The following is a 25,368-nucleotide window of genomic DNA, read 5'->3' as shown; positions in this document are numbered from 1 at the left end:
CTTTATTTGGCAACCTTGACCATACTAGGTCTTATAACTTTATCATTCAATTTGTATCCTTTTTGGAATACTTCTAAAACTATTCCTTCTTCATGTTCTTCAGATTCTTCCTGAAATACTGCATGATGATAATTAGGATCAAATTCACAATGAAGAGCTTCTATTTCTTCAAGCCCATTCTTCCCAAGAACTTCTAACAACTGTTTATATATCATATCCATTCCTTCATAAAAACTATCTTCTTTATTAGAGCTACTTGAAAGTGCTCTTTCAAAATTATCCACTATTGGTAAAAGAGAGTTTATAATTTCTTCTGAAGCATAAGAATATATTGATTCTTTTTCTTTTTCTACCCTCTTTTTATAGTTAACAAAATCTGCTTGAAGTCTTAAATACCTTTCATTAAGCTCTTCTAATTCCTTTCCACTGCTACTTTCCTTCTCTGTTTCTTCCTTAGCTTTTGCAGCATCTTCTGTTTTTTTCTCAACTTCGTCTGCTACCTCTTCTTTTTCTTCATCATTCATTTCCTCTTTAAGCTTATCCTCTTTAATATCCATACAATCACCTCTTATTTCCTACTATGTCCCTAACTCTAACTCTAAATAGAGTGTAAGTTTAACTTACACCCTATTATTTTATAAAGAAACTATCTATTATCTCATTTAAATTAATAGAAAGAAGCTTAACTGAACTTATTACTGTGATATAATCCATTCTTGTAGGTCCTATTACTCCAATCTTTCCTATAGTCTGACCATTTAATTTATAAGTTGCAGTTATTAGGCTACAATCTTTAATTTCTTCACAAATATTCTCATTACCTATACTTATTTCAAAGTCATCAAATGTATTTTTCAAAAGCATATTTGCTACTGAATCCTTATCTTCCATAAATCCTAGGAAAGTCTTTGCTTTAGCTACATCACTATACTCTGGAAAATTTAATATATTTGTTACACCATCTGCATATAGTTCTACATCTTCCATATCTTCTAACGATTGATTAATAATAGGTATGATATTTTGTATAATATTTTTAAATTGATACATTTCTTTAAATATTTCTGCATCCATTTCATTACCTATTTCTTCTAAGGTAAGACCTTTAAGTTTTTCATTTAGAAAATTAGATATAAGGACTAATTGATTTTCTGGTATATTATTTTCCACTTTAAAAATAGTATTTTTAACTACTCCTGAATCACTTACTATAACTACTAATATTTTATCATCATCTATAGATATTAATTGTATATGCTTTAATGTACTCTGTTTAAATTGGGGTGCTACAGCCAAAGCAGTATAGTTGGTTATCTCCGAAAGTATCTTTGCTGCATTCTGGATTAATTGTTCTACTTCCCCTGCTTCTCTCAATAAATGTTTTTTAATCTTTTTTCTTACGTTTCTATCATTTAATAAACTTCTAGATTTAACTTGTTTCATAAGAGTGTTTACATATAATCTATAAGCTTTATCTGAAGGAACCCTTCCAGCAGATGTATAAGGTTTATTTAAATATCCTAGTTCTTCTAAATCTGACATTTCGTTTCTTATAGTTGCTGAACTGACTCCAAGATCATATCTTTTAGATATAGTTCTAGAACCAATAGGCTCTGCACTAATAATATAGCTATTTATTATGGCATTAAGAACCCTTAACTTTCTTTCATCTAACATTTCATCACCCCAATTATATGTTATTTTAATTATAACAAAGGGTTTATTAGCACTCTCATTAAATGAGTGCTAATGCTTATATTTTAAAGTTACCATTACTATTAAAATTTGTCAATAGCTTTTATGAATTTATTTATTTTAAGGAATCAAATCAACAAAGATTAAATTGGATAAATCTAAGCCTTTCTCGGTTAATCTTATATTATCTCCTTCTATATTAAGAAGACCATTTTTAAAGTGTTTGTTTAAAATATCTCCATAGACTTCTTTTATCGAAATATTGAATCTTCTAAAAAAATCTTTCATATATATTCCATCTATTAGTCTAAGTCCTAAGATTGTATACTCGGCCATTTCCATGGTTTTATCTATAACCTCATTTCCTTCTATAGGAAGTTCATTTCTAGATATAGAATTAAAATATTTATTAAAATCTGTAAAATTCCAATATCTTAATCCTTCAATATTAGAATGGGAGCCAGTTCCTATTCCAATATAGGGTTTTAGTTTCCAGTAAAACAGATTATGCATACACTCATAGCCTTCTTTAGCTAAATTAGATATTTCATAATGATTATAACCTTTAGATTTTAAATATTTTATTCCTTCATGATACATATCTCTTTCTTCTTCTTCATCAGGCAATATTAGCTTCCCATTATTATACCAATTATAAAACTTTGTTCCTTCTTCTATTATTAAACTATAAAAAGATATATGGTCTACTTCTAAGTTATTCATAGTTTCTAGTGTAGATATAATATCTCCTTTAGTTTGATCAGGCAATCCAGAAATTAAATCTACATTTATATTAGAAAAATCTATTTTCCTTAAAAGTTCATATATTTCAAAGAAATCTTTTGCTTTATGAATTCTTCCTATTTTTTTTAGAATGTGATCGTTTAAAGATTGTACCCCTATACTAACCCTATTTATTCCTATTTCTTTATATATTTTTAACTTTTCCTCATCTACAGTCTTTGGATTTAATTCTATAGATATTTCTTCTAAGCTATCTATATTAAATACTTCATATGTTTTGTTCAATAATTTATATATATATTCTCCTCTTATAAATGAAGGTGTGCCTCCACCAATAAATATGGTCTTTAACGAATGATCTTCTACTTTACTAGAATATAGTCTTATCTCTCTTATTAAATAATCTATATAATCCGATATCAACTCATTTTTATTGGAAAAAGAATTAAAGTCACAATAATAGCATTTACTTTTACAGAAAGGAATATGAATATATAACGCCAATTCTTTCATATTTACCTCCAAAATATAATGTACACAATTTGTGTACATTATTTCTTGTCATCGTATTTTAATACAGATAAAAATGCTTCTTGAGGTATCTCTACATTTCCTATTTGTCTCATTCTTTTTTTACCCTCTTTTTGCTTTTCTAATAATTTTTTCTTCCTAGTTATATCTCCACCGTAACATTTAGCTAGTACATCTTTTCTTAATGCCTTTACTGTTTCCCTAGCTATTATTTTTGAACCTATTGCTGCTTGAATAGGTATAGCAAATTGATGTCTTGGTATTACATCTTTAAGTTTTTCAGCTATATTCCTTCCTCTTTCATAAGCTTTTTCTTTATGAACTATTAGTGAGAATGCATCTACAAGTTCTTCATTTATCAGTATATCTAATTTAACTAATTCTGAAGGTTTGTAACCTTTTAGTTCGTAGTCAAGGGAAGCATAACCTCTTGTCTTTGATTTTAATGCATCAAAGAAATCGTATATAACTTCATTTAATGGAAGTTCATAATGCATAACAACCCTTGTCTCTTCTAAGTATTCCATATTTTTGAAAGTTCCCCTTCTATCTTGACACAATTCCATTACTGCTCCAACATAATCTGATGGAGTCATTATAGATGCTTCTACAATAGGCTCTTCCATATACTCTATTTCTGATTCTGGTGGAAGATTTGAAGGATTTTGAATAGAAAGCATACTCCCATCACTTTTTTTTACTTTATATATTACACTTGGTGCAGTAGCAATTATATTTAAATTAAATTCTCTTTCCAATCTTTCTTGAACAATTTCCATATGAAGAAGTCCTAAAAATCCACATCTAAATCCAAAACCTAAGGCTGCAGACGTCTCTGGTTCAAATACTAAACTTGCATCATTTACCTGTAACTTCTCTAAAGCTTCTCTTACTGAGTTAAAGTCTTCTCCTTCTGATGGGTATATTCCGCAATATACCATAGGTACAACTTTTTTATATCCAGGAAGAGGTTTGTCTGTAGGATTTTCATGGCTTGTAATTGTATCTCCCACTCTTGCATCCTTTACGTTCTTCATACTTGCCGTTACATAACCTACATCTCCCGCTTCTAATTTATCTACAGATATTTGTTTTGATGCATTTATACCAACTTCTGCAACTTCATATATATTTCCTGTAGACATCATTTCTATCTCCATACCTGGTTTTATAGATCCTTCAAATACCCTTATATAGGCTACTACCCCTTTATAGGTATCATAATATGAATCGAAGATCAATGCCTTAAGAGGTGCCTCTACGTCTCCTTCTGGTGCTGGAACGTCTGAAACTATTTTTTCTAATACATCTTCTATATTTATACCATTCTTTGCTGAAACTAATGGTGCATCTGAGCAGTCTATTCCTATTACATCTTCTACTTCCTGTTTTACTTCTTCTGGTCTTGCACTTGGTAAGTCTATTTTATTTATAATAGGAACTATTTCAAGATCCTGGTCTAAGGCTAAATAGACATTTGCTAATGTTTGAGCCTCTATGCCTTGAGTTGAATCAATAACCAATATCGCTCCTTCACAGGCTGCAAGGCTTCTTGAAACTTCATAGTTAAAATCAACATGCCCTGGAGTATCTATTAAGTTGAAAATATATTCTTCACCATCTTTAGCTTTATATATAAGCCTTATAGCTTTTAGCTTAATAGTTATTCCTCTTTCTTTTTCTAATTCCATGTTGTCCAACATTTGATCATGCATTTCTCTAGATGTTAAAAGACCTGTTTTTTCTATTAATCTATCTGCTAGAGTAGATTTTCCATGGTCAATATGTGCCACTATAGAAAAGTTTCTTATTCTTTTCTGCTTATCTTTATGCATATTTTTCCTCCTTAGAGTATGAGAATAATCTGAGACAATTATAGCAAAAAAAAGAGTATATGTAAATTAAATGACCAGATTTAACTGGTCATTTAAGCACTTTCTTATATATTTTATTTAAAACCTCTTTAAAATAATTTAAATTATAGTTTTTTCCAAATAATTGTATATTAAATTCTCCATTTCCTAAATCTATAAAAAACATTTTTCCTGTATTTTCTCTAGACAAATCTTTAATTGCTTTTTCAGTTGCAATTAATCCTAAAAAAAGTAGAGCAATGGAAGCATAAACAATAAATCTTCTGAAAAACTTTTTTCTTTTTTCTTTTTTCCTTCTTTTGGTTCTTTCCATCCTAGTTTCCATAATAATCACCATAATTATTATGGACAATTTTTTCCTATTTTATACTATTTTAACTTTCCAAATCTATCGTTAAAGGGAAAATATCTAAAATCTGCCTTTCCTTTTATAGTATCTACAGGAATACAGCCAAAGCTTCTGCTATCTTTACTTGCACCTTCTTCTCTATTATCTCCTAATACAAACACATATCCTTCTGGTACTTCCCAATAGCTTTTGTCATAAGTGTGGGTATATGCCCCTTCACCTATATATTTTTCTTCTAATAATTGTTCATTTAGATATACACTCCCATTTTTAATCTCGATTATATCTCCTTCTATACCAACAACCCTTTTTATATAATCTTTGTCTGGATTATCTGGCGCTTTTAATACTACTATATCTCCTCTATCTGGTTTTGAAAAATACATAGTTATCTTATTTGTAAAAAGTCTATCTCTTTCTTGAAGGGTAGGATACATTGAACTTCCTAGAACATAGGTGGTGTTAAATATAAAGGTCTTAATTAAAATAGCTACAACTATTGCAAAAACTATACTTTTTATCCATTCCATAGCTTCTTTCTTCGCTTTCTTTTTTTTATCTTCATCCATTGAAACCCCTCCTAATGTCTAACCAATTTACTATATTATAACATTTTTCTTCTATAAAAAAAAGTAAAACTATTCTTGGAGATTTTCAATAACTATACTTAGAATTTCACCAATTACTTTAGCAGATTCCTTAGCTTCATCAATAGTATTTAAATTGCTTCCTACTTCTATTAATGCATAGTGATCCGATACAAACTGATTGAATTTTCCTTTTGGTTTAATAATGATCCCTTTACAAAGGCCTGGATACATTGTATCCGAAACTTGTTTTATATATTTAGCAAACTTTAATACTTCATCTTTATTTGGAGATTCAGGTCCTATTACTATTGAAAATGTTGCTACATCTTTTCCATCTATTTTTATCTTTGATTGAGAAAGGGCTTTATTTTTATAACTGGCATTTTCTGATACTCCATCTCTATGAACATCAAATACTACTTTTAAATTTTGTTGCTCTTTCATTTTAGCATTAATTGTATTTAATGACTTTGCATAAGATTTGTTATAAGAAGGTATGTCATGGAATGTTTCTATATGTAAAACCTTATGTCCATTGCTTTCTAATTTTTTTTCAATTATTTCTCCTATAGTTAAAACATTATATTTTTTATCTTGGGTGTGGTATTGATTTTGCTTTATAGGTAAATAAGCTTCTGTTCCATGAGTGTGATATATGGCTATGTAGGGCTCGTTCTTATTTGCTTTAAAAGTTTTTATCCCTTCTGCTTTAGGGATTCCTTCCTTATCTTTTTCTGTTAATTTTTCTTCTTCTAAAAGCTCTCCTTCTTCTTTTTCCATCATATCATCTATAAATACAATATCTTCTAAAATCTCTGGTCTTTTCTTGTTTTCAAATCCTTTAATAGATATTCCTTTCTCTTTTTCTAAAAAAGTAAATGCAGCTGGAAATTGTGATTTTATATAATCGTCTATATTAAAAATTTCAGGGATATTCTCCATTATACTAAAAGATATGTCTTCTTTGTTCTTAATTTTTTGTTTTAAAAATAAACTCATAGATGAGTTAGAATTAGATAATATTTTTAAGAAAAACTTATCTATATTTTCTATTACATCTTTATCATAGTTAAAAACTTCTATGGTTTCTACATCTGTAGTTTTCTCATCTACTACATTCTTTCCATCACTTTTTACAAATTTCATTACTATAGTTGAGCCTATTAAAAAAATCAGCATACATAATAAAGCAAAAATTAAATAGTCTACTCTTGTCCTCTGAGTTTTTACCCACATATTAATGCACTCCTCAATTTTTAGTTTATTTTATCCTTTCAATTTAAAAAGCCGTTATAAAAATATATTCTATATAAATATTTATATGAAAAAAATATAAGGTAAGCCAACTATTGGACTTACCTTATATATCTATTCACATCTTTCAAATCTATTCCTGGATGAAGGGATATATTCAATCCATTTGCTATTATTACTGAAAGGTTATCTATAATCTCATCTACTTCTTTTGGAGTTACAATAGTATTGGGCATAAAAGGCTCTAGTACTTCTTTTATTAAAGTGTATTTTTCACTTTCTGATAGTTTTTCAAGCATTGAATAAAATTCTGTACCTACTTCTGCTTCTTCTTTCATAGAATTAACTATTAAATTCATAGTATCATTTATCATAGTAGCTGCATCTACTACAGTGGGAATTCCTATGGCTATTACTGGCACTTTTAAATATTCTTCATTTAACCCCTGTCTTTTATTGCCAACACCGCTTCCTGGGTTTATACCAGTGTCTGATATTTGTATAGTAGTACTAATCCTATCCATATTTCTAGAAGCTAATGCATCTACGGCTATAACTATATCTGGATTAGTTTTTTCTACAACACCTTTTACTATTTCTCCTGTTTCTATCCCTGTAGTTCCCATTACTCCTGGAGATAGTGCAGATACATTGGCCATAGTTTCATCTTCATCTTTTTTATATGCTAAGAAAAAATGTCTTGTAACTAAAACCTTTTCAACTACTTTAGGACCTAGGGCATCTGGTGTTACATTCCAATTCCCTAATCCAACTATTAATGCTTTAGTTTTGTTATCATTTTTTATTAAATCTTTAATTTCTTTTGCCAATTGTATACTTACTTCTTCTTTCAAAGCTTCATCTGGATTTTTTAACTTGGGCACTTCTATAGTTATATAATTTCCTATAGGTTTTCCCATTTTTTCTTCACCTATTTTATCCAATATCTTAACCCTTGTAATACTGATATCCTCTTTTTCTTCTTTATTTACTTCTACTCCTGGTACTTCTTGCCTCGTTCTTTCTTTATATAATTCTCTTGATTCTATTGCTAAATCTGTTCTTACTTGAAACATTTATTCCCTCCTTCTTAAAATCTAATTTATATTTATTATGCCTATTATTTTAAAAACTATTTTGCCTTGCTTTTTATCCTTCTTCATGGTAAAATATTTTTTGTTAGGTTGGGAGGTGAAACTGTGGCAAATATTAAATCTGCTAAGAAAAGAATTGGTATCACTGCAAGAAAAACTGAAGTAAATAAAGCGAGAAAATCTGAAATTAAAACATATATTAAGAAATTTGACGAAGCAGTAGAAAATGATAATTTAGATGAAGCTAGAGAATTACTTAAACTTATAGACAAAAAGTTGAAGAAAGCAGTTGTTAAAAATACTATTCATAAAAATACTGCTTCTAGAAAAGTTAGTAATCTAACAAAAAGATTAAACGCAAAAGAAGATAAAGCTATGTAATATAAAACTTCGGTGATGACCCGAAGTTTTTTTATTTATTAAATATTATTTTATTGAACCATTGTTTACCTAACTACACATTCTAACTATTAGCATTTCTAAAGCAAGCTTATCATCCATAACGCCAGTTTTTATATTTTCATCAGATTCTAAACACAGATTCAGTGATTCTTCTAATTTGGCATTTGAAAAGTTCTTACTTTGATTAGAAAATATTTTATACTGATAGTCACCAATCCTAAGTTTTCCCATGATAGTTCTTTTATCATAACCTTTTTCTTTTAGCAGCTTTAGCATAAGTATTAGTCTTAACTGTCTAATAATCATATGTAATATTAAAGGTATAGGTTCATTAGAAACACACATTTCATGGAAAACTTTTAGTGAATTGTTAATATCTTTTTCTCCAATACTATTGAGTAAATTAAATATATTTGTATCTAAAGATTTAGTCATAACTTCATCTATGTCCTTTACATTGATTTCTTTCCTATCTCCTGTAAAATTAACTAATTTAATTATTTCATTTTCTAAGTCATACAGACTCTTATTTATATCCCTATCAAAATAAGAAGAATGTTGAATAAAATAATTTATATTATTATAAGATATAATTTTTCCATATTTTTTAAAAACTTTTTCTATCCAATTATTTAAATCTCTGCCTTTAAGTTTAGTAAATTCTATAACCCTTCCAAATTTATTAATACTTTTTATAATCCCTTTTCTTTTATCAATATTGGTGTTTTTCTCTACAAATACAAGGCATATATAGTCTTCTAATGTTGAAATATAGTTTTTTAGCTCATCTTTTTTTTGATTGAAATACTCTGCCCCTTGTCCTTTTGTCTTGCTTCCAAAAATCCCTAAATTTTTTATAATAACTACCTTCTTTTCTGACATAAAAGGTAGGGTTTCACAGGCATCATAAATATGGCTCATTTCTATATTGTCCCCATCTAATACTATATAATTTAAAGTCTCTAACCCTTCATTAACATATTTTTCTTTCAATGATTTTATTGAATAATCTATTAAATAATCTTCTTCTCCATAAAAAAGATAAACAGATTTTATTTTATCTTCTCTCATATCCTTTATAAAATCTTCAAATCTCATATATATCCAACTCCTCAAATAAATAGGAATTTCTCTTAATAATAATATAACTTAACACTAAATATATTATAGTAAAATTTATTTCAAGTCCATAATCTATAACTATATCACCAATAGATAATCTATCCCTATTATAAATAGAAATATTAAATTCTTTAGGCATTATACTTAAGGTGATAAGTCCTGACTCATCGGTTCTAAAAACTTTTATATTCCTTCTTTCATATCTTTTCAATACTTCTTCACTAGGATGATTAAAACTATTGTTTTCTCCTACCTGTATAAAAGCATAGTCCGGGTGGAAAAAGTCTATAAAATTTTCTCCTGATGATGTGTTGCTACCATGATGAGGGACTTTCAAAAAATCTATTTTCCCCTTCTTGCCACTCATATTTTCTAATAAATGTGTTTCTGCAGCTTCTTCTATATCCCCAGTTAATAAAGTTTTTCTTCCAAAACTTCTAAGGAGCAATACTAAGGAAAGATTGTTTTCATTTTCTCTATTTTTCGATATGAATTCTTCTAAAGGACTTAAAACCTCTATGTATGAATCTTCATTAATAAAAACTTTATCACCTTTAGATAGTTTATATATAGGTACAGATTCTTCCCTAGAAGTATTCACTATATTAGTATACAGTTTATTATCTTTATTTTCATATCCTATAAATACTTTTTTTATATTTATGTTTTTTATAAGGGTCGATAAGCTTTTACAGTGATCATCATGAAAATGGGTTATAAAGACTCCATCTAATGTAAATATACCTTTTTTAACTAGATAAGGCAATAAAATATTTTCTCCTATATCAAAATTACCAAAAATACTTCCTCCTGTATCTACTAGATAGAATCTATTTCCATCTTCTATTAATATACAATCTCCTTGCCCTACGTCTATAAAATGGATACATACTCCATTTTCAATAAAAGGAATAATGGCAGTAAATAATATACATATAATCAAATAAAAAATAATAGCCTTATTGGTAAAATTATCAAATACATCTAGTTTAATGATTTTAAATATAGAAAATACAATAAAGTAATATAGAAATACCTCTATTATATTGGGAGAGGAAAATCTAATCTTTCCTAAAGGTAGCCCATAAATTCCCTCAGAAATAAAATAGTTTATATTTAGTAATAGATTTAATATTTTTCTAATGATTGATGAAATTCCACTACTGAAATATGAAAATAGCAACAATGAAAATCCTAATACTACAGATTTTGATAATATAGGAATAAGTATAAAATTTCCTAGAATGCTTATTATAGAAATACTGTTGAAATAATAAAAAAGTATAGGGGCTAGTCCTATTTGTACTGATAATATAGCATAGAGAGAAGTCCCAAGTTTCTTATTATATGGATAAAATTTTGTCCTCAGTATAGGTGTTAAAAAAGTTATAAAAAAAGTTGCTCCAAAAGATAGTTGAAAACCGATATCGAATAACCATAGTGGATTTATTGAAAGAATTATAAACATGGCAAAAAACAGGGTATTTATTGAATCATATCTCCTAAAAATAACTTTTGAATAAAACAATAAGGTAAACATAATTAAGGCCCGTAAAACTGATGGAGGATATCCAATTAAAAATCCATATATCCAGATAATTATTAGGGTTAAAATAGTATTTGTTTTTCTCTCTACACCTAAATAAGCAAGGAATGTAATTAAAAATATAGATATAATGCCTATATGTAATCCTGATACTGCCATAATATGAGTCAATCCTAGGTCTTTGAATTTATTGTATTCTTGTTCTTCTAGATAAGAAGATTGTCCTAATAGTATGGCTTTCATAATAGAGCTATTTTGTTTTTCTAAATATGTTTCGCAAGCTAATTCCACATGATCTGTGAAGTTTAATTTCATATTTTCATACCAAGGTAAAGTTTTTTCGTCTACTTTATTAATTTCATGTTTTTTTACTGTAATAGTTGTATAAATTCCTCTAGTTTGAAGGTATAATCTATAATTAAATAATTTAGGGTTTGTATTTTTATTTGGCCTTTTAAGTACTCCAGATAGTAGGACTTTATCTCCTACTTCAAATTTGTTTTCCCCAATGACCTTTAAAGACAATTTCTCATTTAGAAAGTATGAAACTCCATCATCTACTATCTTTTCAACATTTAGAATATATTTACTAATGTCTTTTTCATTATATATTATTTCACTTATATTTCCCTCTAATTCTATATCCTTATCTGAGAATTTTATCAATGTACTACTTTCAAGTTTCATATAAGTTATTAAGATACCAATTGCAAAGAAAAGAATTATTATGTATCTTTTTTTAAAAAACCCAAATATAATTGAACACAAGAATATTAGAAAGCTTGTTAGTATAATAATTAAGAGAAAAGAACTATTAATTTTTAAATAATAGGAAAATATTATTCCCAATATCATAGGGATTGTAATGATTATAAAAGGCTTTTTCAAATATATCCCTTCCTTTTATCCTTAATTTAAGGGTATATTATATTTAGATAGAGGACAAATATATGATTTTATATCTAAATTATATCATAGTAATATATTTTCAGACCTACTCTTTTTTTAAAAAAATGATAAAATGTTAATTAGAATAAAATAAATGAGGTGAAAGTATGACGGAGCATATTTATCTAGAAAATCCTTATTTGAGAGAAATTAGTGCTAGAATTGTAGATAAAAAATATATGAACAATAAATTTTATTTAAAGTTAAATAGAACTATATTTTATCCAAATTTAAAGGGAGGACAACCTAGAGACAAAGGTACTATCAATGGATTAGAAGTAATAGATGTTTATGAAGAAGGCGACGATATAATACATGTAATAAAAGAAAATATTCTTAGTGACAAAGTTCAACTCTCTATAGACTGGAATACAAGGCTTGATTATATGCAACAACATTCAGGCCAACACCTTCTTTCTTCTATATTTTATAAGCTCTATGGTGCTGAAACTATAGGTTTTTATCTTGGTAAAACTTGTGTCTATATAGATATTGACATTCCTAAACTTAAAAAGGAGGATATAGTAAAAGTAGAGGATTTTGCAAACAAAGTCATATACTCTAATTTTGATATAAAAACCTATATTATAGGAAAAAAGGATATAGATAAAGTTCCTATAAGGAAATATCCTAATGTAAGGTCTGATATTAGAATTGTAGAAATTGACGGTATGGACTATTCTCCTTGTTGTGGAACCCACCATAGAAGCACAGGAGAAATAGGGATGATTAAAATAAGGAATTGGGAAAAGTATAAAGGAAATGTTCGTGTGGAATTTGTATGCGGAAATAGAGCTTTAAAAGACTATGCTTGGAAAAATGATTGTATAAATAGTATATCCACCCTTCTGTCTTCAAAAGATACAGATATTTATGAAAAGATTGAAAAACTGTACTTAGAAAAAGAAAAATTGGAAAAAGAAAATAGGGATTTAAAAGAAGAATTATTGAAATATAAAGCTAAAGATTTGCCAGAAGAAAAAAGTCACTCCTAATTTAATAGGATGTGACTTTTTTCTTCTATGCTATAGTCATTATTTGTTTTATTATTTTTTCTCTTTCTTTTTCTATTCCATTAAAATCTATAGCTGGGTGATAAGCTTCTTCTAATATATCATGATTCTTTTTCGCTTTAGATAAACTATATACTCCTCTATCTATTAGATTATTAAAAGTATTATAGTCTTCTTGGTTTTTAGTATCCCCTTTTAAAAATTGATTTAAATCTATTTTTTTGTAGTGATTATTTTTTGCATAGTCAGCTACAGAAAGTGCTAAATTTAGTTCTGATATGATTATAGTGTTTATTTTTTGTGGAATTAAAGGTTCATGATATATTTCTATATTATACCCTCTTAAAAGTCCTTCTTTGGAAATTATATCCATGAGGGTGGATTTGCCAGTACCATATTCTGCGTTTATATAGTATACTTTTCTATCCTTTAAAAGAGTATCTGTATAATCTGCTATACCACTAGGAGTAAAGGCTCTATTAAATAAATGCCTTTCCTCACCTATATGATTAAGTGTTTCATTGCCATATATATCTTCTTTTAAATCATATATTAATCTATTAATACCTCCAAAATCTACTTTGCCACTATTTGCATATACTATTTCATTTAATATTTCCTTTGCTGCTCTGAAATAAGAATAGGTTTTTCTGTAGCAACTTTTGTTGTTTCCCTTAGCTTCTAATATTTCTTCTTTGTTCTCAAATAGCTTTGATCTGTCTATATATCTTCCAAGATCTATTATATCATCTGACAATCCTACTAGTTTAGGCTCTAAAATATGTGGCGCTGTTCCATCTAGTATTGCTACTTTCAATTCTTTTATAACTATACCATCTATAGAACTTTTATCTGAAGCACAATGGTGATATTCTATAGAAAGGTTATGCTTAAGCATCTCATTTGCTATATTTTTCATTAGGGAAGATTTTCCAGAACCTGGGCCACCTTTTAAGATAAAAGTTCTACCCTCATTTAAAATATATTTATGGTAGGAAAAAAATCCTTGTGAAGTATTGCCTCCTGGAAAAACTCTTCTAATTTCCGACATAAAAAATCCTCCTTAAATATTTTATTTATATAATTAGTTTATGTAAATAAAATATTTTGTATCATAATATATTTTTTAAAATATGGACTAAATATATAATTTAGAGATAAATTATATATTTAGCGATATAAATGTTCTATTTTACATAAATTTATCGTGAAATTAAAAGTTTCTTCTAAAGTACAATAAATTCTACTTCAGACAATGCTTGCTGTAATTTAAAAGTAATATTTTGACTCTCTCTTTTATCTGGTTCTGGAGAAGCTCCCATTAGGATATGGGTTATATTGTTCTCATTTGCAAAATCTTTAATAGTCTTTACTACATCTTTTGATCTTAAAACAGCCAAATCAGCTCCCACTTTTTTTGATACATTAAATAAGTATTCTAAAGCTTCACCATCGCTATTCTTATCTAAAAATTTGTCTTTTTCATTTACTACATGTATTACATATAATTTATCTTCCTCTTTCTCTTTCATACTATAGCCATTTACTATTAATCTTTCACAAGTTTTTTGCTGAGTTACGCATACCATAATATTTTTAGTTTCTTTATTTTTCATAAAAAATCCCCCTTTTAAAAGAGTACAGCCTATATTATTATATCATGTTATTTTATTTTTAAAGCTTTTTTTATATTTCTATTAAACGAATACTTATTAATATTATTTTTATTAGCTACTATTAACAATTTTTATCATACTAGCATATTCTATATTAGGGTTTTAGCCTAACCTTAATTTTAGTTTAACATTTCATCTTTGCTATTGAAATCCCTTGATTATGTTAGGAGGTGCTATAAATGGTTGACAATTTAGGACGCAGAGGTTGTGGAGGTTTTGATGATTCTCTACTTTTCTTCTTTCTATTACTTGTAGTTTTATTCTGTAACTGTGGTTATAGATATTAATAAGCTAAAAAATAAGTCGGGGAACTTTCCCCGACTTAATTTTCAATAGCCACTAATTTTGTCATATTTTATTACATATATTAAAACTTCTATTAAATCTCCATAATAATTTTATTTCACACTTTAAGAGATTCTAGCATAATTTATATAGAAACTTAAATCGCTAATAGGAGGTGTTTATATGTTTGGTAGAAGAGGCAATGTTGATGATTCCCTACTTTTCTTCTTTCTATTGCTCGTAATAATATTCTGTAACTGTGATTTTGGTCGTAATTGTTAAAAGCCCAGACTTTTCTTAATAAAAGAGGAGGTGTGTTTATGGCTGAATTGAATTCTGAACTTGGAAGAGATAGAAGACCTGATAGGGATGACTTTGATAATTCACTACTTTTTTTCTTCCTATTACTTGTAATAATATTCTGTAACTGTGATAGTGGAAGAAGATATTAAATCAATATATTAAATCGAGGAGTATATCAAACTCCTCGATTTTTTAGTAAAATTAAATATTCATGTTTGCAAAAAATAAAAAAACCACCTAAGTGGCTTGTATTCAATGGCGGGAGTATGTGAGAATCGAACTCACCCAAGACGCTCCTAACGCCTCGCGCTGGTTTTGAAGACCAGAGGGCCCACCAGGACCCATCTACCCCCAAGAAAATATAACAAATACTATTATAAGACATAAATGTATTTTTTTCAAGCTTTATGATCAATATAATAATCCTTTAATTTTAAACTTATCTTTATCATATACTAATTCTATTTTTTTATAAGAAGATTTTTTATTGTTTTTTTCATAAGTAAATACTAATTCCACGTCCATATTTAATTTATCTCCATATTCATAAATTATATAATCTGTAATATCAAATTGCTCTACTTCCTTAAATTCATTTTCTAGATATATTCTCAAAGTATTTAATTTCACCTTTTCTATCTCGCTTAAATATAGCATATCCATACTTTTATCATATTCTCCATCAAGTAGATTATCATAATATTCATTTAATATAGATACTGGATTTATATAATCCCTACTAACTATAAGACTGCTAAAAGCTAAAGGTTCTCTAACACTATAATATTTAAACAATGTATTTATAGCTTTCCCATTTATAAATATTTGAACCCTATTTATATCAGGTATGCTGGTTAAAGTATTCACTATAGAATATATAATAAAAGCTTCCTCCTTTTCTCCATAGCTTTTATTATATAATTCATCTGAAAAACTTACATAAGCTATATCATCTACTATATCTAATGAAAGCATTTCTACATTTTCTGGAATTATATTTTTTAATCCCTTTCTCTTTGTACCTTTTAATAGTTCGCTAACAACCATTTCCTCAATTTTTTCATTGGAACGGGATACGACTCTAATCTCTGGAACTAAATGTTCCATTTCACTATTTGGATAATAAAGAATAACCTCTATCTTATCTTTTGAAATAGGGTTAATTGGAGGAAAGTTATTGCTATCTTCTGATAAAACATCATATGGCTGGCAAGAACTTGTGAGCATGGATAAAATAAGTATTAAAATAATCAAAGTACACTTTTTCCTCATAAAAACCCTCCTATTTCCTATTTTTCAAGAGGCAATTTTATATAAAATATACTTCCTACACCTACCTGACTATCTACATCAATAGTACCACCATGGCTGGTTATTATTTCCCATGCTATAGATAATCCTAGACCTGTTCCACCAGTATTTCTAGATCTAGCCTTATCTACTCTATAGAATCTTTCAAATATATAAGGTAACTTATCCTCAGGTATACCTACTCCATTATCTAATATTTTTATTATTGCATGTTTTTCCTTTTTATATAATTCTACTTCTATAATACCTTCTGGCTGGGTATACTTGATAGCATTATCAATTATATTAATTATAGCTTGTTGCATCCTGCCTTCATCTATTTTTATTTGAATCTTTTCATTTAAAATTAGTTTTAATTCTATATTTTTTTGTTTTGCAATAGGCTCCATTCTAGAAACTATTTTTTCTAATAAATAATTTATATAAGTTACTTTATTATCTAGAATTAATTTTTCCTTGTCTAAATTTACTAATGTAAGTAAATCTGTAATAATATTGTTTAATCTATCTACTTCTGAATCAATATCTATTAAAAATTCTTTATAAATATCTTTATCAAAAGTATCTTGATTAATAAGGGATTCAGAGAGGATTTTTATAGATGTAAGAGGTGTTCTAAGTTCATGAGATACATTTGCCACAAAATCTTTCCTTTGATTATCTACTTCTTCTAATTTAGTAATCATCATGTTAAAAGCTTCTGCAACTTCTTTAAATTCGTCATTACTTTTTATATTTACCTTTTCTTCTAAATGGCCCTGAGTTACCTTGTTTATAGTATTCTTTAAGTCATTTAGAGGCTTTAAAATAACCCCAGCAAATAAAAAAACTATTACGGCAATAACAATCATACTTATACCTGAAATCAGCTCTAATTTCCTCCAAATATGCTTTACTTCATCATGTATATGCTCAATAGATGTTGATAAAAGAACTGCCCCTACTATTTTATTGTTGACTATTACTGGAACAGATATATACATTACTCTTCCTGACTGTTTAAAATTATAAATCCCACTACTATTTTCACCTTTCAAAGCTTCTACTATTTCATCATGATAAAATTTATCTCCTACAAATGAATTATGAGAATCTAGTTGAACTTTATTGTCCTTATCTACAACTATAATCCTTGAATTTATTTCTTTACTATAATCTCTTACAGAAGTCTGAATCCATTCTTCACTCATTCTATCTGATGCTAATTGAAATCTAACCCTATTAGATACTATATTAGCCTTAGTGAAGCTACTATTTTTTTCTTGATCTATGTATATATTAAAAATAGTCTTGCATATTATCAAATTTATTATAATTAATGTAATAAATATTAATAATAAATAGGTGGAAACTAGTTTCCACCTAACACTTACAAATTTTTTTTTATTATTGTGGTTTACTTCTAAAATAGTAACCAACTCCCCACTTTGTAAGTATATACTCTGGTTGGCCTGAATCCTCTTCAATCTTTTCTCTAAGTCTTCTGATATGAACATCTACGGTTCTAAGATCTCCAAAATATTCATATCCCCATATAGTCTCCAATAACTCTTCCCTTGTAAATACTTTTCCTGGGTTGGATGCCAATAAAAGTAATAAATCAAATTCTTTAGCCGTTAAATTTACTTCATTACCATGTATAGTCAATTTCCTACCTAATGTATTTATTTTAAAATCATCTATTTGAATTACTTGATCTGTAATATTTGTACTTTTCATATTTACTCTTCTAAGTATAGCCTTTATTCTTGCTTTTAATTCTAGAATATTGAAAGGTTTAGTTAAATAGTCATCAGCACCATATTCTAATCCTAATATTTTATTTATGTCTTCTCCTCTAGCAGTAAGCATTATAATAGGCACTTGAGAATCTTGTCTAATCTTTTGACAAACTTCTAATCCATCAATTCCCGGTAACATTAAATCTAAAATTATTAAATCGTATCTCTTTTTTTTTACTTTTTCAATAGCTTCCTTTCCATCAAATGCTGTTTCTATAATATAATCATCTTGTTCAAGACTATACTTGAGACCTTTGACAAACAACTTTTCATCATCAACAATTAATATTTTGGTGTCCACTATTATCACCTCATATATATTACAATAAATTTACATATAATATAATTCTATATTTCTATCTGTTTTCCTCTATTTTTCCTGTAAAAATTCTTTTATCTCCAACTCTTTTAGTTATTTTAATCTCATCAAAATACTCTAATAGTGCAATAGAAGACTTCCTATTAGTATTTAATAAATCCCTATATTGAGAAACTGTTATAGACCCATTTTTATCTAAGTATTCATTTAAAATAGCTATTGCTCTTTCATATATATCTTTTAGTATATATATATCCTCTTTTAATTTTAAAACTTCTCCACTGTCTAATAAGGATTCAAATACTTGTCTAATTTCATCGTCGTCAAATTTTATTTCTTTAACAATATCTTCATATTTAGGCAATAAAAATTCTTCCCTAATAAATATTTTCTTAATCTCTTCTTTAATTTTATTTTGCTCTTCATTATATTTGATTTCAAATCCTTCGAGAAAAATATATTCATTCTTTTGTTTTACAATTCCTTTTTTAATAAGTAAATTTATAAATTCATCTGCTACTCTAGGTTTTATATCCTTAAAGTATTTACTCCTAATTTCTTCTTTACCTATTCCCTGTTTCAGTGGTCTATCTATATGATATTTTTTTAATTCTTCTTCAATTTTTCCTTGTAAATAATTAAAATATTCTATATGAATTACATGTATATCTTTTAAAAGAGAAAATGTAATTACTTTATTTTTAAATTTTAAATTTTCTATTTCTCTGCTTACATCTTCTTCAGACATAGCGGTATATATAGAGATATCTTTAACTGTAGGAAATTCCTTGCTTCTATCTTTTATGACTTTTCCTATAACATCCTCTGTTTCACCTTTATCTTTTATCTCCAACTCTTCTATTGCTTGTTTGTCAAATCTTTTCTTCTTTTCTGGGTTGGCTTCTAATACTTCCCCACCACCTATAGTAAACATAGGCGAATAAAATCTTAGTATAAACTTATCCCCTCTCTTAGCTACAGTAGACTCTTCTAGTCTTAACTGAGCATAAGCACTTTCTCCAGGAGATAATTCTTCTTTATCTAATAACACAATTCTACATAGGATTTCCTGGGTTCCTATATATAGTCTAACTCTTGATCTATTTTCTATAATCTTAGGAATATCTTCTAAAAGTTTAACTTTAACATCTAACATCATAGTATCTTTCATCGAGTCTATTGGAGCAACTACATTGCCTCTATCTATACTTGATTTTTTTAGTCCAGCTATGTTCATGGCTACCCTTTGCCCTGCTTCCACTATATCCGCAGCTTCATCATGTACTTGTAAAGACCTAATCCTTCCTCTTTTATTTCCTGGGAAAATTTCTACTTCATCCCCTACTTTAAAAGTACCTGAGATTAAAGTCCCTGTCACTATAGTTCCAAAACCAGATATAGTAAATACCCTATCTATTGGTAATCTAGGCATATCTTTTACATTTCTTTCTTCTATTTCTTCGGTCAAATTATCTATATTATCTCTCACTTCATCTAAACCTATATTTTTAATTGATGAAACAGGTATTATAGGAGTGTTTTCTAAGAAGGTGTTTTTTACATGCTCCTTTATATCCTCCATTACCAACTCCATCCATTCTTCATCTACTAAATCAATTTTAGTCAATACTATAAATCCCTTCTTAATTCCTAATAGCTGTAGTATATCTAAATGTTCTTTTGTTTGAGGCATTACTCCTTCATCTGCAGCTACTACCAATATAACTATATCTATACCTATAACTCCTGCCAACATATTTTTGACAAACTTTTCATGTCCAGGTACATCTATAATTCCAGCCCTCTTACCACTTGGTAAATCAAAATAAGTAAATCCTAATTCAATAGATATTCCTCTCTTCTGTTCTTCCTTTAATCTATCTGTTTCTCTCCCTGTTAACGCTTTTATCAAAGTAGTTTTTCCATGATCAATATGTCCTGCAGTTCCAACTATAAAATGCTTCATTTTAAAGCACCCCTTTAACTTCATTTAAAGTCTCTAATACTCCTTCAACTATAGTATCAAAGTCAGATTCTTTTATAGTTCTCATATCAATATAGATTTTATCTTTATATACTCTAGTAATAATAGGTGTTTTAAAGTTTCTTAAAGATTTTTCAAATTTAGATACGCTCAAATCTTTAAGGGAAATACATATACATTTTGTAGGCAATTTCTCTAAAGGTAAGGAGCCGCCTCCCACTTCTGAATAATCATCTACTATTTCTATATCAATATTTTTATCATTTATATTTATATTGCATTTTAACTTTTCTTTCAAAATATTAGCTTTATTTTCTAATTCTTCTTGAGATAATGTTAGCATATTGATTGTTGGAACTTTTTTCTTCATTCCCTCTTCATCTAGATATAATTTTAAAGTAGCCTCTAGGGCAGATATTGTAAACTTATCTACTCTAATGGCCCTAGTTAGAGGATTTTTTTTCATTTCATCAATATATTCCCTTTTCCCAACAATAATCCCAGCCTGAGGTCCTCCTAATAGCTTATCTCCACTAAATGTAACTATATCTACACCTTTTTTAATAGAATCTTGGACTGTAGGCTCGTATTCTAAGCCATATTTAGATAAATCTATTAAAACACCACTGCCTAAGTCCTCTACTAAGGGAATATTGTATTTATTCTTTAATTCGTATAATTCTTCTATTGAAACTGAAGATGTAAATCCTAAAATCCTATAGTTACTTGTATGAACTTTTAGAAAAACTCCAGTCTCTTCATTGATAGCCTTTTCATAATCCCATATATGAGTCTTATTAGTAGTTCCTACATCTACTAAGATTGCACCACTTTGCTCCATGACTTCAGGTACTCTAAAAGAGCCTCCTATCTCTATTAACTCTCCTCTAGAGACTATAACTTCCTTTTCTTTAGCTAATGTGCTTAAAACCAACATTACTGCTGCAGCATTATTATTAACTACCATAGCTGCTTCTGCACCAGTTATATCTGATAGTATTTTTTCTAAATGACTATATCTTGAACCTCTTTTTCCACTTTCTAAATCAAATTCAAGGTTTGAATAATTAGAAGAAATCTCAAAAACATTTTTCATTATTTCTTCATCAATTGGAGATCTACCTAAATTAGTATGGATAACCACCCCTGTTCCATTTATAACCTTTCTGAGCTTAAATCTATTTTTTTTATTGGCTCTTTTTTCTATTAAGCTAGGTAGTTTCTCAATTCTTTTATCAATATTTTTCTCTGTTATAAAATCATTTTTAATATCTTCCCTCAATAATTGGATCTCTTCTCTTATAGAATCTACTACTATAACTCTTGGCAATTTATCTAATAATCTTGTCATTAATGGTTCTTTTAAAATTTCATCAACTTTTGGTATTAAACTAAATAAGTTTCTCTTTTCCATCTTCACCCTTCCTTCTCTTTTATTCTATTATTAAATATTTATCTTCCTTATCTAGTACTTTGCCAATAACTCCAAAAGAAGTAGGTGTATTTTTTAATTCTTCTAACAATTTATCTACTTTATCTTCTGGCACAGACATAAGAAGTCCTCCAGAAGTTTGTGGATCATATAATACATCTACTATCTCCCTTGGTATGTCTGAACTAATTTTAACTTTATCCCCTATATAGACTTCATTTGAATAAGCTCCTGCTGGCACTAACCCCATCTGAGCATACTCTAATGCTCCTTCAATTAAAGGTATATCTTTATGGTTGATTTTTAAAGTTACAGAACTTGCTTCTGCTAATTCTAATCCATGCCCTAATAATCCAAAACCTGTTATGTCTGTACAGCCATTTATGCCTACTTTATTACCTGCTTCTATTGCAAATTTATTTAATGTAGTCATTACTTTAACAGCTTCATCATAGTGGTTTTGAGCTGCTAATCCACCTTTTATTGCAGTATTTATAATACCTGTTCCTATAGGTTTTGTAAGTACTAATAAATCATTAGGTTTAGCATCTCCATTGGTAAGAACTTTATTAGGGTGAACAAAACCGGTAACAGAAAGACCATATTTAGGTTCATCATCTTCAACAGTATGACCACCAACTAATACGGCACCAGACTCTTTTACTTTATCATGTCCACCTTTTAAAATTTCAGTTAAAACATCTGGGGATAGACAGTTTGGAAAGCAAACTATATTCATAGCTAATTTTGGTTCACCACCCATAGCATAAACATCGCTTAAAGAATTGGCAGCAGCTATTTGTCCAAAAGTATAAGGATCATCAACTACGGGAGTGAAAAAGTCTAACGTTTGGATAATAGCTAAATCATCATTAATTTTATAAACTGCTGCATCATCAGAAGTATCAAGACCTACAATTAAATTCTCATCATAAGTTTTTGGTAATTGACACAAAACTTGTGCCAAGGTATCTGGACCTAATTTTGCAGCTCATCCAGAGCTTTTAGTTAATTGAGTAAGCCTTTTCTCATCCATTTATATATCATTCCTTTCAATTTACAATAATCATATCTTCTATACTTTCGAATTTTTTATCCCCTATTCCTGATACATTTTTAATATCTTCTATAGATTTAAAACTATTTGACTCTCTATACTCTATGATCCTTTCAGCAAGTACTTCTCCTATACCAGGTAAACTCATCAATTCTTCTTTAGTTCCTGTATTTATATTTATTTTATTACTACTATCTCCAGAATTTTCTTGAGTGCTTTCACTAGATCCATCTTCCTCTTCTACTATATCTATTTCTTCCCCTATTTTGGGAATATATATCTTTTGCTCATCTACTAATTTCTTTGCTAAATTTATCCTATCCAAGTCCGCCTCTTCCTTGAGACCACCAGCACTATTTACTGCATCTATTACCCTAGAACCATTCTTTAACTCAATTAAACCTGGATTAAATACTTGTCCACTTATATGTACCATAATATATTCTGGCTCTTCATCTATATTTTCATCTTCATTTGTTTCTTCTATTTCCATTTCTTCTCCTATTTCTTTACCTTTTAAATCCATATCATTTAATTTATTATTATTTCTGTAAAAACCATATAATGTAATAGCCCCTACTAATATGACTAACAATAGTATAACTATTTGCTCCCTTTTTGTAAAGATTCTCATCTTCATCCCCCCATCCCACTTTCCTTTTAACTTTAATTCTATTAAAACTGGTTTTTTCCTTCTTTTTTTTAATTTATATTAAAAATAACTTTATTTTTTGATATACTAATATCAATATAGTTAAGGAAGGTGGGGACTTTGAAAAAGATATTGCTTATATTAATAGTAATTATTCTTGGAAATTCTTGTAGTTTTTCCTATGCAGAAAATGCTTCTACTGATGACTTAGATATTTTTGGAGAAGGGGCAATACTTATTGATGAAGAAACAGGACAAATATTGTATGAAAAAAATGCTAATAAACAACTTTATCCAGCCAGTACTACTAAAATAATGACTGGAATATTGGCCATTGAATTAGGTGATTTAAATGAAAAAGTCACTATAACCGATGACGTAATAGAGGGACTTGACGGAACACATATTGCTTTAGAGCCTGGGGAAGAGTTAACATTAAATGATTTGGTACATGCCCTTTTAATAGGGTCTGCTAACGATGCAGCTGTGGCTATTGCAATACATATTTCAGGAAGTGTTGAAGAGTTTGTAAAGCTAATGAATGAAAAAGCAGAAAAAATTGGAGCTTTAAATACCCATTTCGAAAACCCTAATGGATTACCTAATGATGAGCACATGACTACAGCCTATGACTTATCTCTTATTGCAAAATATGCTATGAAAAATAAAACTTTTAGAGATATAGTCAAGAATTATTATTATATAATTCCAACTACTAATAAAAAAGATGAATCTAGATATTTGCAATCTTCTAATAGGCTGCTATATAGTCAGAAAAAAATAGATTTAAACGGGGAAACAATACCTATAAAATATGATGGGGTAGATGGGGTAAAAAGTGGTTATACATCAGTTGCTCAAAATTGTTTAGTTACTTCTGCAAAAAAAGGAAATACTAGACTTATATCTGTTGTATTGAAGTCTCAAGGCAGAAACATTTATATAGATACTCACAAACTATTAAATTATGGATTTAATAATTTTGACAAAAACTTTCTAACTTCTAAAAATGAGTTTATTGGAAATGTGAAGATCAAAAATGGAACCAATAAATTTATAACTGGTGTATCAGAAGATGATTTTTATGTATATGTCCCTAAGGACAATAGTTCTGAAGTTAAAACAAATATTTCCCTTCCTTCTAAATTGGAAGCACCTATTTCTAAAGGACAAGCCTTAGGAAAAATTGAATATTTCCTTGATGGGAATTCTTTAGGATATGTAAATATTGTTTCCACTGAAAATGTAGAAGCAATGCCTTTGTATAGACAAATAATTGAAAACTATCCAATTGGAAAATGGTGGTTATCACTAATTATTTTGTTTGTATTTTGGAGAATGATTTTACATATTAAAAAAACGAAAAGAAGAAAGAGAAAATCTTTCATATAAAAAAACTGACTCAA

23 protein-coding genes and 1 tRNA gene are annotated in these 25,368 nt (G+C 28.2%); 4 read left to right on the top strand and 20 right to left on the bottom strand.

Annotated features, from left to right (window positions below):
• Positions 1-2: 2 nt before the first annotated feature.
• The 8 genes from grpE to gpr all read right to left on the bottom strand — a co-directional run bounded on the left by grpE (position 3) and on the right by gpr (position 8,113).
• Entirely contained in the window at positions 3-557 is a 555-nt protein-coding gene (gene grpE / locus FYJ27_RS07880; protein WP_154484303.1) for a nucleotide exchange factor GrpE, read from the bottom strand.
• A 73-nt stretch (positions 558-630) separates the two neighbouring features.
• Positions 631-1,677, bottom strand: coding sequence for a heat-inducible transcriptional repressor HrcA (gene hrcA / locus FYJ27_RS07875; protein ID WP_154484302.1), 1,047 nt, complete (start codon positions 1,675-1,677; stop codon positions 631-633).
• A 138-nt stretch (positions 1,678-1,815) separates the two neighbouring features.
• Entirely contained in the window at positions 1,816-2,952 is a 1,137-nt protein-coding gene (gene hemW, locus FYJ27_RS07870) for a radical SAM family heme chaperone HemW (protein WP_154484301.1), read from the bottom strand.
• 38 nt (positions 2,953-2,990) lie between these two features.
• Positions 2,991-4,805, bottom strand: a complete 1,815-nt coding sequence (gene lepA, locus FYJ27_RS07865) for a translation elongation factor 4 (RefSeq protein WP_154484300.1) — start codon at positions 4,803-4,805, stop codon at positions 2,991-2,993.
• 88 nt (positions 4,806-4,893) lie between these two features.
• Positions 4,894-5,169, bottom strand: a complete 276-nt coding sequence (locus tag FYJ27_RS07860; protein WP_154484299.1) for a hypothetical protein — start codon at positions 5,167-5,169, stop codon at positions 4,894-4,896.
• Positions 5,170-5,213: 44 nt separating this feature from the next.
• Positions 5,214-5,762 carry a signal peptidase I gene (gene lepB / locus FYJ27_RS07855; protein WP_154484298.1) on the bottom strand — a complete coding sequence of 183 codons (549 nt, stop codon included), beginning with the start codon at positions 5,760-5,762 and terminating at the stop codon, positions 5,214-5,216.
• Between the two features lie 69 nt (positions 5,763-5,831).
• Positions 5,832-7,019 (bottom strand): stage II sporulation protein P, encoded by a 1,188-nt coding sequence (spoIIP, locus tag FYJ27_RS07850; protein ID WP_154484297.1) that lies wholly within the window; start codon positions 7,017-7,019, stop codon positions 5,832-5,834.
• Between the two features lie 119 nt (positions 7,020-7,138).
• On the bottom strand, positions 7,139-8,113 hold the full coding sequence (gene gpr / locus FYJ27_RS07845) for a GPR endopeptidase (protein WP_154484296.1): 975 nt from the start codon (positions 8,111-8,113) through the stop codon (positions 7,139-7,141).
• A gap of 123 nt (positions 8,114-8,236) precedes the next feature.
• On the opposite strand from gpr, the gene rpsT reads away from it, so the two are divergent.
• Entirely contained in the window at positions 8,237-8,512 is a 276-nt protein-coding gene (rpsT, locus tag FYJ27_RS07840; RefSeq protein WP_216384821.1) for a 30S ribosomal protein S20, read from the top strand.
• A gap of 69 nt (positions 8,513-8,581) precedes the next feature.
• Here the strand turns inward: rpsT and holA are convergent, their stop codons facing one another.
• Together holA and FYJ27_RS07830 are read right to left on the bottom strand one after the other, a co-directional pair.
• Positions 8,582-9,631: a DNA polymerase III subunit delta gene (gene holA / locus FYJ27_RS07835; RefSeq protein ID WP_154484294.1), complete on the bottom strand. Its 1,050-nt coding sequence runs from the start codon at positions 9,629-9,631 to the stop codon at positions 8,582-8,584.
• Positions 9,621-12,089 carry a DNA internalization-related competence protein ComEC/Rec2 gene (locus FYJ27_RS07830; protein ID WP_154484293.1) on the bottom strand — a complete coding sequence of 823 codons (2,469 nt, stop codon included), beginning with the start codon at positions 12,087-12,089 and terminating at the stop codon, positions 9,621-9,623. Before FYJ27_RS07830 ends, holA begins: the two co-directional genes overlap by 11 nt.
• A 167-nt stretch (positions 12,090-12,256) precedes the next feature.
• Here FYJ27_RS07830 and FYJ27_RS07825 point away from each other — a divergent pair, with 167 nt between their 5' ends.
• Positions 12,257-13,144 (top strand): alanyl-tRNA editing protein, encoded by an 888-nt coding sequence (locus FYJ27_RS07825; protein WP_154484292.1) that lies wholly within the window; start codon positions 12,257-12,259, stop codon positions 13,142-13,144.
• Between the two features lie 25 nt (positions 13,145-13,169).
• On the opposite strand, the gene FYJ27_RS07820 is transcribed toward FYJ27_RS07825, so the two are convergent.
• On the bottom strand, positions 13,170-14,213 hold the full coding sequence (locus FYJ27_RS07820; RefSeq protein ID WP_154484291.1) for an ATP-binding protein: 1,044 nt from the start codon (positions 14,211-14,213) through the stop codon (positions 13,170-13,172).
• 175 nt (positions 14,214-14,388) lie between these two features.
• Entirely contained in the window at positions 14,389-14,778 is a 390-nt protein-coding gene (locus FYJ27_RS07815; RefSeq protein WP_154484290.1) for a universal stress protein, read from the bottom strand.
• A gap of 665 nt (positions 14,779-15,443) precedes the next feature.
• Here FYJ27_RS07815 and FYJ27_RS12915 point away from each other — a divergent pair.
• The gene (locus tag FYJ27_RS12915; protein ID WP_264291979.1) at positions 15,444-15,575 is read left to right on the top strand and encodes a hypothetical protein; all 132 of its coding nucleotides are present in this window, start codon (positions 15,444-15,446) and stop codon (positions 15,573-15,575) included.
• Positions 15,576-15,682: 107 nt separating this feature from the next.
• Here FYJ27_RS12915 and FYJ27_RS07810 read toward each other — a convergent pair.
• From FYJ27_RS07810 to FYJ27_RS07775, 8 genes are all read right to left on the bottom strand, one after another.
• Positions 15,683-15,779, bottom strand: a tRNA-Sec gene (locus FYJ27_RS07810).
• 58 nt (positions 15,780-15,837) lie between these two features.
• On the bottom strand, positions 15,838-16,698 hold the full coding sequence (locus FYJ27_RS07805; protein WP_154484289.1) for a GerMN domain-containing protein: 861 nt from the start codon (positions 16,696-16,698) through the stop codon (positions 15,838-15,840).
• 17 nt (positions 16,699-16,715) lie between these two features.
• Positions 16,716-18,155, bottom strand: coding sequence for a sensor histidine kinase (locus FYJ27_RS07800; RefSeq protein ID WP_226808538.1), 1,440 nt, complete (start codon positions 18,153-18,155; stop codon positions 16,716-16,718).
• Entirely contained in the window at positions 18,124-18,819 is a 696-nt protein-coding gene (locus FYJ27_RS07795) for a response regulator transcription factor (RefSeq protein WP_320055311.1), read from the bottom strand. The genes FYJ27_RS07800 and FYJ27_RS07795 overlap by 32 nt, the downstream gene beginning before the upstream one ends.
• 55 nt (positions 18,820-18,874) lie before the next feature.
• Positions 18,875-20,803 carry a selenocysteine-specific translation elongation factor gene (gene selB / locus FYJ27_RS07790; protein WP_154484288.1) on the bottom strand — a complete coding sequence of 643 codons (1,929 nt, stop codon included), beginning with the start codon at positions 20,801-20,803 and terminating at the stop codon, positions 18,875-18,877.
• A gap of 1 nt (position 20,804) precedes the next feature.
• Positions 20,805-22,235, bottom strand: coding sequence for an L-seryl-tRNA(Sec) selenium transferase (selA, locus tag FYJ27_RS07785; protein ID WP_154484287.1), 1,431 nt, complete (start codon positions 22,233-22,235; stop codon positions 20,805-20,807).
• A gap of 19 nt (positions 22,236-22,254) precedes the next feature.
• Complete coding sequence (gene selD, locus FYJ27_RS07780; RefSeq protein WP_154484286.1) at positions 22,255-23,289, bottom strand: selenide, water dikinase SelD; 1,035 nt, start codon at positions 23,287-23,289, stop codon at positions 22,255-22,257.
• A 16-nt stretch (positions 23,290-23,305) separates the two neighbouring features.
• Positions 23,306-23,944, bottom strand: coding sequence for a helix-hairpin-helix domain-containing protein (locus tag FYJ27_RS07775; RefSeq protein ID WP_154484285.1), 639 nt, complete (start codon positions 23,942-23,944; stop codon positions 23,306-23,308).
• A 138-nt stretch (positions 23,945-24,082) separates the two neighbouring features.
• Between FYJ27_RS07775 and FYJ27_RS07770 the strand changes: the two genes are divergently transcribed.
• Positions 24,083-25,354, top strand: a complete 1,272-nt coding sequence (locus tag FYJ27_RS07770) for a D-alanyl-D-alanine carboxypeptidase family protein (RefSeq protein WP_154484284.1) — start codon at positions 24,083-24,085, stop codon at positions 25,352-25,354.
• The last annotated feature ends 14 nt before the right edge of the window (positions 25,355-25,368 follow it).

This window comes from Anaerosalibacter bizertensis, assembly GCF_009696605.1.
Taxonomy (GTDB): Bacteria; Bacillota; Clostridia; order Tissierellales; family Sporanaerobacteraceae; genus Anaerosalibacter; species Anaerosalibacter bizertensis.
Note: the sequence above shows the minus strand (reverse complement) of the source record. Positions and strands in the feature narration are given on the sequence as shown.